Origin of the sequence: Pseudarthrobacter chlorophenolicus (assembly GCF_000962805.1) — a bacterium.
Taxonomy (GTDB): Bacteria; Actinomycetota; Actinomycetes; order Actinomycetales; family Micrococcaceae; genus Arthrobacter; species Arthrobacter chlorophenolicus_A.
Window position 1 is genome coordinate 161,451 of the sequence record NZ_JZTW01000005.1, and the last position, 12,710, is coordinate 174,160.

A 12,710-nucleotide genomic window follows, 5' to 3' on the forward strand; every position below is an offset into this window, starting at 1 on the left:
GTGCAGGAAGGGCAGGTGCCGCGGACCCTCCGCGGCACCTGCCCTTTCCTTCTTGTCCTGCCCTCTGTTGCTAGGCGGTGGCCAGTCCCTCCACCGGGGACAGGCGCGCCGCACGCCGGGCGGGAATCACCGAAGCCACCAGGCCGGCCACAACCGCCACCGCCAGCACGCCCGCCAGCTGCAGCCAGGGAACTGCCGGGGTGACTTCCGCGAGGCTGCCGAGGGCGGAGCGGGCCCCCAGCCAGCCGTACACCGTTCCCAGGGCTGAGCCGAGCAGCGCCGCGACGCCGGCCACCAGTGCGGCCTCCAGGGCAAGCATTCCGCGGAGCTGGCCACGGGTCAGGCCCAGTGCCCGCAGCAGGGAGTTCTCACGCGTCCGCTCCAGCACGGACAGGGAGAGCGTGTTGGCCACGCCAATCAGCGCGATCAGCACCGCGACCCCCAGAAGGCCGGTGACCACCAGCAACAACACGTCAATGACCTCGTTGAACGTGACCCGCTCGATGGCTGCGCCGCTGACCGCTCCGCTGGCCACCCCCGTTGCCGTGGCGACGGCGGACTGGATGTCCTTGATGCGGTCCCCGGACAGTTGCCCGCCGCCGGGGGCGTCGGCCAGCCGGATCCAGACCGCAGCGCCCGGCACCGCAGCGTCGGCTTCCGCTGCGCCGGCCCCGGCTGCACCGGGGGTGAGCCTGAACTGGCGGGCTGTCTCGCTGGAGACCAACGGTGGCATGTTCCGGGTACGCAGGACCACTGCCTCCAGGGCCACAGGACCTGCAGCTCCGTGCAGTTGCGCCGTACCGGCCTGCGATCCTTCGGGCAGGTAGATTTTGCCCGGCTCCAGGGTCAGGGAGGCGTCGCGCAGCAGGTTTGGCGCTTCCGCCGGATCCAGCGCGTAAACAGGGTTCTCCATACCGTCGCTGCCGGTTCGTCCCACCACCGGCAGCAGGGCTGCCGCGGCCACGCCGTCCACCCGGGATACGGCTTCCCGCTGGGCAGAGGCGAGCGTCTGGCCCGTGGACCCGGCGCTGACGGCCATGTCCACCGGGTAGGTTTCCGCGAGGGCATCATCGAATGCCTGGCGCGCAGTGGCCGCTCCGGTCATCATCAGGGCCACCAAGGTGACCCCGATCAGCAGGGCGGCAGCCGTCACCGACGTCCTCGCAGGGTTGCGGACGGCGTTGAGCGCAGCCAGCTTTCCGGGGACGCCGGCGGGCGCGGCCAGCCGCCCCGCCAGTCCCACCAGCCGGGGCACGAACAGCGTGGCGCACAGCAGCACCCCGATGAAGGAGAGTACGCCGCCGGCGAATGCCACCACCAGCATCACGCCGGCCGCGCCAAAGGCCAGCAGCGGAACGCCCAGGGCGAGGGCAGCAAGGCCCATGACCAGCCTCACCCGGCCGCGCCGGTTCCCGATGCCCGCATCATCGGACGGGCGCAGGGCAGCGAGCGGGGCCACGGCCGTCGCCGCCCTGGCAGGGACCATGGCGGCGGCCACGGTCAGGACCGTGCCCACGGCCAGGCCCGCCACGATGGACGACGCCGGCACGGCCATGGTGGCGAAGGCCATCTCCGGCTGCGTCCCGGCCCAGCCGATCAGGGCTGCCATCAGGCCGACGGCGGCGAGCACCCCCGCCGCGGAAGACACCAGCCCCACCACCAGGGCTTCGGCCAGGACGGAATTGCGCACCTGCGCCCGGGCGGCGCCCAGGCACCGGAGAAGCGCGAGTTCCCGGGTGCGCTGGGCCACCAGCACCGCGAAGGTGTTGGACACCACCAGCCCGGAAACCAGCAGGGCGATCCCGGCGAAAGCCAGCAGGACCACCGTCAGTTCGTCCTGGCCGCCGGTCATCAGGGCCACTTGGGCCGTGACCTGTTCGTCGGCTGTTTTGACCTGGGCTTCGGCGCCGGTGCCGGCAAGCGCTGCCAGCGTCTCCGTCCTGGCCGCGGCAACGTCAGTGCCTGGCGCCAGCGCGAGCTGGATGCTGGCATAGCCGTCTGCCGCGCCTGAGCCGGTGCCGGGTCCCTGGCCTGCCGCCGCCAGTGCACTGACCGCAGGAGTACCGGCGAGCAGCTGCGGGAGCGCGGACGCGAACGGGTCATGGCTGCCGCGGAGGATCCCGGTGACCGTCATTGCCATGGTGGTGGCGCCGTCCGGAACCCTGAGCACCAGGGAGTCGCCGACGTGCAGCCCGTAGCGCCCGGCGGTGTCACTGTCCATCGCGACGCCGTCGGCCCGCGAGGGCAGTGCGCCATCGGCAACGGCTGCTGTTTCCAGGGCCTCGGGCGCCAGGTTGCGGGCCTGGGCAAAGATTTCCTGCCCGCCGGCCGTAAACTCCGTGTACGCCTGCAGGCGTCCGTAGGCTTCGCTGACGCCGGGTACCCCGCGGACCGCTGCCAGGGCCGCACCGTTGAAGGTTCCCCCATCCGGGGTGGCGATGAGCCCCGCCTTGCTGTAGGCCTCGCCGAGGCTGGCGCCCAGCGACGCCCTGGTGCTGGCGCCGACCATCAGTGTGGTGGACAGGAACGCCACCGACAGCATGACGGCCAGGCCGACGGCGATGAACCGACGGCTGTGCGACTGGAATTGCGAGAGGGCAACGCGCAGCACGCTCAGCCTCCCAGCTTGCCGAGGGCGGCAAGGACGGACGCGGCGGTGGGTTCGGCGATCTCGCCCACCAGGTTGCCGTCACTCATCAGGACCACCCTGTCGGCGTAGCTGGCTGCCACGGGATCGTGGGTGACCATGATGATGGTCTGGCCCATTTCGCGGCTGCTGCGGCGCAGCAGTGCCAGGACTTCGCCGCCGGCTGCCGAATCAAGGTTGCCGGTGGGTTCGTCCCCGAAGACCACGTCGGGCCGGGTCAGGAGGGCCCGGGCCACGGCAACCCGCTGCTGCTGGCCGCCGGAGAGTTCATGCGGCCGGTGCCGGAGCCTGTCCTTGAGGCCCAGCGTGGACACCACGGTGTCGAACCAGGCGGTGTCGGTGGCTTTGTTGGCCAAAGCAAGCGGGAGGGTGATGTTCTGTTCGGCCGTCAGGGTCGGCACCAGGTTGAACGCCTGGAAGACAAACCCGATCCGGTCGCGGCGGAGCGCGGTGAGCTGCTTGTCCTTCAGGGCGGTGATGTCCGTCCCGCCCACCAGGATTTGCCCCGAGTCCGCGGTGTCCAGGCCGGCGAGGCAGTGCATCAGGGTCGACTTGCCCGAGCCGGAGGGTCCCATGATTGCGGTGAAGCGCCCGGCGTCAAAATTGACGCTGACCTCTCGCAGGGCACTGACGCGGGTGGCGCCGCGGCCGTAGTTCTTAGTGAGGGACAGTGCCTGGACGGCGGGGGAGGAAGTGGCGTTATCCCAGTTCAAACCAGGGTGGGCATGCACGGAAGTTGTCATGTTTCCACGCTATGGGCCGGCACCCGGCGGGGGGATCGGCCGGGGGTCTGGTCCTGCCATTGCCCGCCTCATACCGTGGTCTGAGCCCGGTACGTGGGCTGTCAGCCTCCGGGTGTGACCACTCCGGTCTCGTAAGCGATCACCACGGCCTGCACCCGGTCGCGGGCACCGAGCTTCGCCAGGATGTGCCCCACATGGGTTTTCACCGTCGCCTCGGACACGAACAGGCCTGCCGCTATCTCAGGATTGGACCGTCCCTGCGCGATGAGCTGGAACACCTCGCGCTCGCGGGTGGTGAGCCGCTGGACGGCCGCGTGGTGTTCCGGACGTTCGTTGCCCTGGCTGCGCAGCAGTGGTGCCACATGGTCCAGGAGCCGCCGGGTGGTGGACGGGGCGATCACTGCGTCTCCACGGTGGACGGTCCGGATGGCCTCCAGCAGTTCCTCAGGGGGAGCGTCCTTGAGCAAGAACCCACTGGCACCTGCCTGAATGGCTGCCAACGCGTACTCGTCGAGGTCGAAGGTGGTCAGCACCACCACCCGGAGCTCTGCCCGGGCCGAACCGGCGGGAGCCGCCGACGCACTTTCCATCAGCCGCCGGGTGGCTTCGATCCCGTCCATACCCGGCATCCGGACATCCATCAGGACCACGTCGGCCGCCACCGCACCGAGTGCCTGCAGCGCCTCAAGGCCGTTACCCGCTTCGACCACCACGTCGAGGTCCGGCTGCGAGTTGATCAGCATGCCAAACCCCGACCGGACCAGCTGCTGGTCATCGACCAGGGCAACCCTGATCCTGTCCGCAGGCGGGTGTTCTTCCAGGAGTGTCATTGCTCAGGCCTCTGTGTAGGGGAGGAAAGCCGAGACCAGGAAGCCCCCGCCCGCGGCCGGTCCGGCCACCAACGAACCATCGTAGAGGCTGATCCGCTCCCGCATTCCGCGCAGGCCGTTGCCGCCGTGTTCCGAGGCTTCGCCGGCGTGGTCTGCGGAGGCGCCCCGGCCGTCGTCGTACACCTCGATCTGCAGCCCCCGCTGCTGCCACCTGAGGGCGGCGCTGGCGCTGGCCCTGGGCCCGGCATGTTTGAGCACGTTGGTGAGTGCCTCCTGAAGTACGCGGTAGGCGGTGAGCTCAGCACCCGGTGGAAGGCCCCGGCGCGGGGAGCCCTGCTGTTCAAAGTCCAAGGGAAGCCCGGCCGCCCGGAAACCGAGGAACAGCTCATCCACGTCCGACAGCCCGGGCAGTGGGCGGGTGGTGGCCTCGTCGCCGTGCCGCAGCACGCCCAGCAGGCGACGCATTTCCGCCAGTGAGGTCCGCGCCGTGGCGGCGACGGTGGCCAGTGTTTCGGTGGCGACCGAAGGGTTGGCTGCCGCGGCGTACCGGGCGCCGTCGGACTGGGTGATGATCACGGACAGGGAGTGGGCCACGATGTCGTGCATTTCCCGGGCGATGTGGGCGCGTTCATCGGCGGCGGCCAGGGACCGTTCCTGCTGTTGTTCGATTTCGAGCCTGCGGGCGCGGTCCGACAGGGTCTGGAGTTGCTGGCGCCGCACCCGGGTCAGGTCGCCCAGGGTCCAGCTGAACAGGACCAGCATCCAGATCAGCACCGTATACACCGCGCTGATCGTCAGGCCAAGGACCCCGGTTTCGGCGGTGCTGCTGAGGTTGCGGCTGGTCAGGAGCACCCCGCCCAGCAGGCCGAGGCCGAGCACGGAGCGGCTGGCCCAGGCGGGACCGTAGGCGGCAACTGCATAGATGACCAGCGGAACGGCCACCAGGCCTGCGAGCGGTTCGAGGCCGGCAGCCCACAAGACCAGGCACGCCAGCACAATCGCGGCTGCCGCGTGCACCGGGCGGGTGCGCCGCCACGCCAGTGGCACCACCAGTGCGCTGGACAGGAGGAAATGGCCTGGCCTGTCGGCGAGGAGATATACCGGGCCGCAGAACAAGAGGACTGCGAGCATGAGCGCCAGGTCCACCCGAAAGGTGTTGACCCGGAGCCACTGATAGAGCTTGTGCCGTCTTTCCACCCGGGAACTCTATGCTGTTGGGGGCGCTGCCGGCCTCATACCGGAGACTGATCTCCGCGTTCCGTATCCCCGGCAGCGGCATCCAAGGCGCTGCCACGTCTGAATAGTGAGACAGGTTGACCAGCATATGGATGTTTTGGCTACCCTGAAAATATGAGCGCATCCTCCATTGACCTTGCAGTAATTCCCGGCGACGGCATCGGCCCGGAAGTCATAGCCGAGGCAGTCAAAGTGCTGGAAAAGGCTGTGGCAGCGGAGGGAGTGGAGCTCAAGCAGACCCACTACAAGCTCGGCGCCGAGCACTGGCTCGCCACCGGCGAGACCCTGCCGGACGAGGTCCTTGCGGACCTGAGGACCCGGGATGCCATCCTGTTCGGCGCCGTCGGCGCAGCGCCCGGCGACACCCGCATCCCGTCCGGCATCATTGAGCGCGAGATGCTCCTGAAGCTGCGCTTCAGCCTCGACCACTACGTCAACCTGCGCCCCTCAAGGCTGTACGGAACCGTCGGCAGCCCCCTCGCCAACCCAGGCACCATTGATTTCATCGTGGTCCGCGAAGGAACCGAGGGCCCTTATGTGGGCAACGGCGGCAGCCTGCGCGCCGGCACCCCGCATGAGGTAGCCACCGAGGTGTCCCTGAACACTGCCCACGGCGTGGAGCGCGTGGTCCGCGATGCCTTCCGCCGCGCCAGCGCCCGCGAACGCAAGCACGTCACCCTGGTCCACAAGCACAACGTCCTGGTCTTCGCAGGGCACCTCTGGAAGCGGACCGTCGAGGCCGTGGCCAAGGAGTTCCCCGAGGTCACCCACGACTACCTGCACGTGGACGCCGCCACCATCTTCATGGTCACCGACCCGTCCCGCTTCGACGTCATCGTCACCGACAACCTGTTCGGCGACATCCTCACGGACCTGGCTGCCGCCATCACGGGCGGCATCGGGCTGGCCGCCAGCGGGAACATCAACATGGACCGGACTGCGCCCTCCATGTTCGAGCCCGTCCATGGTTCCGCGCCGGACATCGCTGGCCAGGGCAAGGCCGATCCGACGGCGGCCATCCTCTCCGCCGCACTCCTGCTGGACCACCTCGGCTATGCCGACGCGGCCCGGAAGATCGAAGCGGCGGTAGTGGCCGACGTCGAAAAGCGCGACGGCACCACCCGCAGCACCACCGCGGTTGGCGACGCCATCGCCGCAGGACTCTGACCCGCGCCGGAGCCACCGGCATCGGGCGTAAGCTTGTCTCGAATTACCAAATGCCGCCACCTTCGTTCAGCGCTGAACCCCGGCGGCCGATCGTGGAGGAACCATGACCCAGACTGCCCATGGCGTCGAATTCAGCCTGCAGCCTTCGGCGAACCCGAAGACCGCAGAACAGCGTGAAGCCATCCTGGCGAACCCGGGATTCGGCAACTACTTCACCGACCACACCGCCGTCGTCGACTACAGCGTGGACGCGGACGGCAATGGCGGCTGGCACGACCCCCGGGTCGAAGCCTACGGACCGATCGTCCTGGATCCCTCTGCAGCCGTCTTCCATTACGGCCAGGAGATCTTCGAAGGGCTGAAGGCCTACCGCCACGCAGACGGTTCCGTCTGGACGTTCCGGCCGGAGGCCAACGCGGCCCGGCTGAACAAGTCTGCACGCCGGCTTGCCCTGCCCGAGCTGCCCGTGGAGTATTTCCTCGGCGCCATCCGCGAGCTTGTGGCCGCGGACAAGGACTGGGTTCCCAACGGTGACGGCGAGGCCCTGTACCTGCGGCCGTTCATGATCGCCACCGAGGCGTTCCTCGGCGTCCGCGCCGCACGCGAAGTCTCCTTCCGGGTCATCGCTTCGCCTGCCGGCAACTACTTCGGCGGCGAGCTCAAGCCGGTCTCCATCTGGATCTCGCGCGAATACGCCCGTGCGGGCCGCGGCGGAACGGGGGACGCGAAGTGCGGCGGCAACTACGCCGCGTCCCTGATCGCCCAGCAGGAAGCGGAAGCCAACGGCTGCAAGCAGGTCCTCTTCCTCGACCACTTCAACGACGACGCCGTGGAAGAACTCGGCGGCATGAATGTCTTCTTCGTCATGAAGGACGGCTCCCTGGTCACGCCCGCCCTGACCGGCACCATCCTCGAAGGCGTCACCCGGATGTCCGTCATGCAGGTAGCCAAGGACATGGGACGGGATGTCACCGAACGCAAGATCACCCTTGATGAATGGCGCGACGGCGTTGCCTCCGGTGAGATCACTGAGGTCTTTGCCTGCGGTACGGCGGCCGTCATCACCCCCATCGGGGTCCTCAAGGACGCCACGGAATTCATCGGCTCGGAGGACGCCAAGGCCGGCGAAACCACCATGGCCATCAGGGAGAAGCTGCTGGGCATCCAGACCGGCACCGTTCCGGACACCCACGGCTGGCTGACCCGCCTCGCCTGAGCGGCCTGACAGGTTAGAAATGCACGACGGCGCCTGCCGGACTTCGGTCCAGACAGGCGCCGTCGGCGGTTAACCCGCGGCGCCGGTCCTGGGCTTGTTGGCGTATCAGGACGGTCGGGGACGGGTTTCGCGAAGAAGCTTCGGTACGGTGCGCGCTTGGGTTGTCACAAGGCGTACGACGGCGGTCAGCGCCGGGCTGCCTTGCGGGCCGCGTTCTTTTGGGCTTTGCGGGAGACGGGCTTCAGGGCCTTCCGTGCGGCCTCTTCAGCCAGAGTCTGCTGGCGCCGGGCGTCAATGATGTCGTTGAACAGCGACGAGGCGAAGACGCCGCCGTCCTGCGCAAACACCTCATAGGGATAACCCTCGAAGGCCGCGGGGACGGTCCCGGCGGTGAACGGTTGCCCTCCCGCTGCCCTTGCAGCTGCGTCACCCAGCGCCCAGGTGCGGGTCAGGTGCCGGGTAAGGTTTTCACCGGCAAAAGCCGCGGCGTCGCCGGACACAGCGGCACGCTTCAGCAGTTCCTCAAGTTCGCCGGCCAGGATCCCGGCCGCCTGTGCGTCTGCTTCCTCGGGTCCGGCGAGTTCCGCCGCGGCGGCATCCACTGCTTCACTCCAGTCAGTCGTCCCGCGGAACGTCTTCCACGTGGGAAACCAGACCACGGTGCCCGCCGCGTGGTTATGGATGTGCAGGAGCCCGGTGCTCTTCTCCGTGGAGGAGTGGTCGTGGCCGTCCGCTTCAGCGTTGGCGATGAGCTCTGCAAGGGTGGGTGCGCTGGTCATGGATGTATCCGGCTTTCCTGGTGGTGGGTGGGTCGTCACTTGTGGTCAACCCACCCGGGCGTTCGATCTATTCCGGCCAATGATCCGGCGCCGGTGGGCGGACAGCCCCGGTCCATCGGTGCAAGGATGGGGAAGTGACTCCCGATCCAGCCACCACCCTGCAGCGCAGTTCCGAACTGACCCGGTTCATCCTTGCCCCCAATCCCGGGCCCATGAGCCTGGACGGAACCAACTCCTATGTCCTTGCTGCGCCCGGAAGCCCCACCGTGGTGGTGGTGGATCCCGGGCCGGACCACGAAGCCCATCTGCTGGCGCTGGCGCGTGTGGCCGCCGTCGAACTCGTCCTCATCACCCACCGGCACGCCGACCACACGGCCGGTTCGTCGAAGCTGCACCAGCTGACCGGCGCCCCCGTCCGCGCCGCGGATCCCGCCCACTGCCACGGCGGGGGAGTGCCGCTGCGGGACGGCGAGGTGGTCCGCGCCGGGGGGCTTGAGCTAAACGTCCTGGCCACCCCGGGGCATACCTCCGACTCGGTCTGCTTCCACCTGCCCGGCGACGGGCCGGAAGGGTCCGTCCTGACGGGGGACACCATCCTGGGCAGGGGAACCACCATGCTGGATTTTCCCGATGGGACGCTGGGGGACTACCTGGCCACCCTGGACCGGCTTGAGGCCTTGGGTCCGGCCACGGTCATGCCGGCGCACGGGCCCGTCCTGCCCTCGCTGGCAGAGGTTGTCCGCGGCTACCGGACGCACCGCCATGAACGCCTGGCGCAGATCCGCGAAACCCTGGACCGGCTGGGCCGGGACGCGTCCGTCCGTGACGTGGCGGACGCCGTCTATTCCGACGTCGGACCCTCCGTCAGGCGGGCCGCCGAGATGTCAGTGGCCGCGCAGCTGCACTACCTGCTGGAGGGGCCCGGCAATGCGGGCGCCCAGCGGGGAAACGGTAGGGTATGAACCATGCGTATTGCGAGGTTTGTTGTCGATTCCGATCCCCTGTACGGCGTTGTTGAAGGTGACGCCGGCAGCGAGGAGATTACTGTCATCCAGGGTGACCCGTTCTTCAATGGCGTGGAGCGCACGTCGGTCCGCCACAAGCTGGAGGACGTCCGGCTGCTGGCCCCGATCATCCCGCGCAGCAAGGTGATCGGCGTCGGCCGGAACTTCGTTGAGCACGCCCACGAGCTCGGCAACGATGTGCCGGCCCAGCCGCTGCTGTTCCTGAAGCCGAACACTGCCGTCGTCGGCCCGAACGATCCCGTGGTGCTGCCGGAGTTCTCCGAGGAAATCTCCTTTGAGGCCGAGCTGTGCGTGGTCATCGGCCGGATCTGCAAAGACGTTCCCGAGGACCGCGTGGACGACGTCATCTTCGGCTACACCTGCGGCAACGACCTTACGGCCCGCGACGTCCAGAAGACCGACCTGCAGTGGACCCGTGCCAAGGGGTTCGATACCTCGGCGCCGCTTGGCCCATGGATCGAAACGGAGCTGGACACCGAGGACCTGCACATCCAGGGCAGGCTCAACGGCGAATTACGCCAGGACGGCAACACCAACCAGATGATCCGCGGCGTCCGGGAACTGGTGTCCATCGTGTCCCAGGCGTTCACCCTGCTGCCCGGTGACGTCATCATGACCGGCACTCCCGCCGGCGTCGGCCTGGTCACCGCCGGAGACCGGTATGAAGTGGAAATCGAAGGCATCGGCCGGCTGTCCAACCCAATCGTCCGCCGCTAAGGGACAGACCGCGGTGGCGGCAGGCGCCAGACGGTAAAGTTGAAGCCACTATGACTATCGCTTCTTCGTCGCCTGCTGCCTCCATCCCGCCTGTTACCGCGGAAACACCCGTCCGGGTCCGTTTCTGCCCCTCACCCACCGGCACTCCGCACGTGGGGCTGATCCGTACCGCACTCTTCAACTGGGCGTACGCACGGCACACCAAGGGCACCCTGGTGTTCCGCATCGAGGACACCGACGCGGCGCGGGACAGCGAGGAGAGCTACCACCAGCTGCTGGACGCGCTGAAATGGCTCGGCATCGACTGGGACGAGGGCGTCGAGGTGGGCGGCCCGCACGAACCCTACCGGCAGTCGCAGCGCAGCGACATCTATCAGGACGTCATCAAGCGGTTGCATGAGGGCGGCTTCATCTACGAGTCGTACTCCACGCCGGAGGAGATTGAGGCCCGCCACCGTGCCGCCGGCCGTGACCCCAAGCTCGGCTATGACGGGTACGACCGGCACCTGACGGAGGAGCAGCTTGCCCAGTACCGCGCCGAGGGCCGCCAGGCCGTGCTCCGCCTCCGGATGCCCGACGAGGACCTGACCTTCACCGACCTGGTCCGCGGCGACATCACCTTCAAGGCCGGGTCCGTGCCGGACTTTGCCGTGGTCCGGGCCAACGGCGCACCGCTCTACACGCTGGTGAACCCCGTGGACGACGCCCTGATGGGCATCACCCATGTGCTTCGCGGCGAAGACCTGCTCAGCTCCACCCCGCGGCAGATTGCGCTCTACCGTGCGCTGTACGCCATCGGCGTGGCAGAGTACATGCCGGAGTTCGGCCACCTGCCCTACGTCATGGGCCAAGGCAACAAGAAGCTTTCCAAGCGTGATCCCGAGTCCAGCCTCTTCCTGCACCGCGAGCGGGGCTTCATCCCGGAGGGCCTGCTGAACTACCTGTCCCTGCTGGGCTGGTCACTCAGCGCCGACGAGGACATCTTCACCGTGGAGCAACTGGTGGAGAACTTCGACATCCACGACGTCCTGGCCAACCCCGCACGCTTCGACCTGAAGAAGGCAGAAGCCATCAACGGCACGCATGTGCGGATGCTCGCCCCGGAGGATTTCCGGAACCGGGTGGCGCACTACCTGCGGGAAGCCGGACTGGTGGGGGAGATCCTGACCGACCGCGAAGAGGAGATCGTCACCGAGGCTGCGCCCCTGATCCAGGAGCGCATCACCCTGCTGGGCGAAGCTCCGGAGATGATCGCCTTCCTGTTCAAAGCTGATGAGGCCATTGACGTGGCCGACGACGCGCGCAAGGGCCTGCCGGAAAACCTGGCCGAAGTCCTGGACGCAGCGATCAGTGCCCTTGAGCCCATTGGTGAATGGAATCCGGAGACCATCCAGGCAGCCCTCAAACAGGCCCTTGTTGAGGACCTTGGACTGAAGCCGCGCCTGGCTTTCGGACCGGTCCGTACTGCCGTGTCCGGCCGCCGCATCTCGCCGCCGCTGTTCGAGTCCATGGTGATCCTGGGCAAGGAAGCGTCCCTGCGCAGGCTTCAGGCCTTCCGCGGCTGATGGTTGTGGCCAGTTCCGCTGCCGGCGGCATCCTGGCGGCCCGCGTGGGTACCGTCCGGGGCGTCCTGTTCGATATCGACGACACGCTCGTGGATCTCGAATACTCCATGACCACCGCATTGCGGGAGGTCAGCGAGCATCTCCTGCCCGGTCTCGACCAGTCCGGGTGGGAGCGGTTCGGCCGCATCTTCACGCATGAGACGACTCATTATTACGACCAGTACCTTGCGGGGGAGCTGACATTCAACGAGCAGCGCCTCCTGCGGGGCAGGGCTGCATTGGGACACTTCGGCATCGAACTGGCCGACGGCGAGGAGTCCCACCAGTGGCTGACCGCCTACATCCAGAAGCAGCCGTCCTATGTGAAGCCGTTCCCGGACGTCCTGCCGCTGCTTGATGTCCTGGACGAAGCAGGGATCCCGTACGGGGCCGTGAGCAACAACGTCCACGACTACCAAAGGGCGAAACTGGACGGCGCCGGGCTGGAACGGGTGGCGCACCTCGTAGGCACGGACACTTTGGGGGTGGCCAAGCCCAATCCGGCGATCTACCTCGAAGGCGTCCGGCTCCTGGGTACGGCCCCCTCCGAAACCCTTTACGTGGGCGACAACAGGTTGCTCGATGCGGAGGGCTCGACGGCGGCCGGGCTGCAGGGGGTCTGGCTGAACCGGAACGCGGAAACCGCGGCGCATTTTTCAGGTGCCGCGGTTTCCACGCTGGCGGAATTGCTCCCGCTCTTCCACTAGGCGTCGTGCCCGTTCAGTGCCGCTGAACCGCTGTCGGCC

At 67.9% G+C, this 12,710-nt stretch carries 11 protein-coding genes; 6 read left to right on the plus strand and 5 right to left on the minus strand.

The window, feature by feature from the left end; translation table 11 throughout:
• Window positions 1–70 precede the first annotated feature (70 nt).
• The 4 genes from UC32_RS07535 to UC32_RS07550 form a co-directional block, all read right to left on the minus strand.
• Complete coding sequence (locus tag UC32_RS07535) at window positions 71–2,611, minus strand: FtsX-like permease family protein (protein ID WP_045730615.1); 2,541 nt, start codon at window positions 2,609–2,611, stop codon at window positions 71–73.
• A 2-nt stretch (window positions 2,612–2,613) separates the two neighbouring features.
• Window positions 2,614–3,390: an ABC transporter ATP-binding protein gene (locus UC32_RS07540; RefSeq protein WP_045730616.1), complete on the minus strand. Its 777-nt coding sequence runs from the start codon at window positions 3,388–3,390 to the stop codon at window positions 2,614–2,616.
• A 101-nt stretch (window positions 3,391–3,491) separates the two neighbouring features.
• Window positions 3,492–4,220, minus strand: coding sequence for a response regulator (locus tag UC32_RS07545; protein WP_045730617.1), 729 nt, complete (start codon window positions 4,218–4,220; stop codon window positions 3,492–3,494).
• 3 nt (window positions 4,221–4,223) lie between these two features.
• On the minus strand, window positions 4,224–5,417 hold the full coding sequence (locus UC32_RS07550; RefSeq protein WP_045730618.1) for a sensor histidine kinase: 1,194 nt from the start codon (window positions 5,415–5,417) through the stop codon (window positions 4,224–4,226).
• Window positions 5,418–5,570: 153 nt separating this feature from the next.
• Between UC32_RS07550 and UC32_RS07555 the strand changes: the two genes are divergently transcribed.
• Together UC32_RS07555 and UC32_RS07560 are read left to right on the plus strand one after the other, a co-directional pair.
• The gene (locus UC32_RS07555) at window positions 5,571–6,623 is read left to right on the plus strand and encodes a 3-isopropylmalate dehydrogenase (protein ID WP_045730619.1); all 1,053 of its coding nucleotides are present in this window, start codon (window positions 5,571–5,573) and stop codon (window positions 6,621–6,623) included.
• Window positions 6,624–6,726: 103 nt separating this feature from the next.
• Entirely contained in the window at window positions 6,727–7,839 is a 1,113-nt protein-coding gene (locus tag UC32_RS07560; protein WP_045730620.1) for a branched-chain amino acid aminotransferase, read from the plus strand.
• Between the two features lie 185 nt (window positions 7,840–8,024).
• Here the strand turns inward: UC32_RS07560 and UC32_RS07565 are convergent, their stop codons facing one another.
• A complete protein-coding gene (locus UC32_RS07565; RefSeq protein ID WP_045730621.1) occupies window positions 8,025–8,618 on the minus strand; it encodes a hypothetical protein in 594 nt (197 codons plus the stop codon).
• A gap of 134 nt (window positions 8,619–8,752) precedes the next feature.
• Between UC32_RS07565 and UC32_RS07570 the strand changes: the two genes are divergently transcribed.
• The 4 genes from UC32_RS07570 to UC32_RS07585 are packed head-to-tail and all read left to right on the plus strand — an operon-like array spanning window position 8,753 to window position 12,671.
• Complete coding sequence (locus UC32_RS07570; RefSeq protein ID WP_045730622.1) at window positions 8,753–9,580, plus strand: MBL fold metallo-hydrolase; 828 nt, start codon at window positions 8,753–8,755, stop codon at window positions 9,578–9,580.
• A 3-nt stretch (window positions 9,581–9,583) separates the two neighbouring features.
• Entirely contained in the window at window positions 9,584–10,360 is a 777-nt protein-coding gene (locus UC32_RS07575; RefSeq protein ID WP_045730623.1) for a fumarylacetoacetate hydrolase family protein, read from the plus strand.
• Window positions 10,361–10,410: 50 nt separating this feature from the next.
• A complete protein-coding gene (gene gltX, locus UC32_RS07580) occupies window positions 10,411–11,925 on the plus strand; it encodes a glutamate--tRNA ligase (RefSeq protein WP_045730624.1) in 1,515 nt (504 codons plus the stop codon).
• The gene (locus tag UC32_RS07585) at window positions 11,925–12,671 is read left to right on the plus strand and encodes an HAD family hydrolase (protein ID WP_045730625.1); all 747 of its coding nucleotides are present in this window, start codon (window positions 11,925–11,927) and stop codon (window positions 12,669–12,671) included. The genes gltX and UC32_RS07585 overlap by 1 nt, the downstream gene beginning before the upstream one ends.
• Window positions 12,672–12,710 lie beyond the last annotated feature (39 nt).

Coding starts and splice junctions, on each gene's coding strand:
- UC32_RS07585 (WP_045730625.1), top strand. CDS start 11,925: ATGGTTGTGGCCAGTTCCGCTGCCGGCGGCATCCTGGCGGCCCGCGTG.
- gltX (WP_045730624.1), top strand. CDS start 10,411: ATGACTATCGCTTCTTCGTCGCCTGCTGCCTCCATCCCGCCTGTTACC.
- UC32_RS07540 (WP_045730616.1), bottom strand. CDS start 3,390: ATGACAACTTCCGTGCATGCCCACCCTGGTTTGAACTGGGATAACGCC.
- UC32_RS07565 (WP_045730621.1), bottom strand. CDS start 8,618: ATGACCAGCGCACCCACCCTTGCAGAGCTCATCGCCAACGCTGAAGCG.
- UC32_RS07555 (WP_045730619.1), top strand. CDS start 5,571: ATGAGCGCATCCTCCATTGACCTTGCAGTAATTCCCGGCGACGGCATC.
- UC32_RS07560 (WP_045730620.1), top strand. CDS start 6,727: ATGACCCAGACTGCCCATGGCGTCGAATTCAGCCTGCAGCCTTCGGCG.
- UC32_RS07575 (WP_045730623.1), top strand. CDS start 9,584: ATGCGTATTGCGAGGTTTGTTGTCGATTCCGATCCCCTGTACGGCGTT.
- UC32_RS07545 (WP_045730617.1), bottom strand. CDS start 4,220: ATGACACTCCTGGAAGAACACCCGCCTGCGGACAGGATCAGGGTTGCC.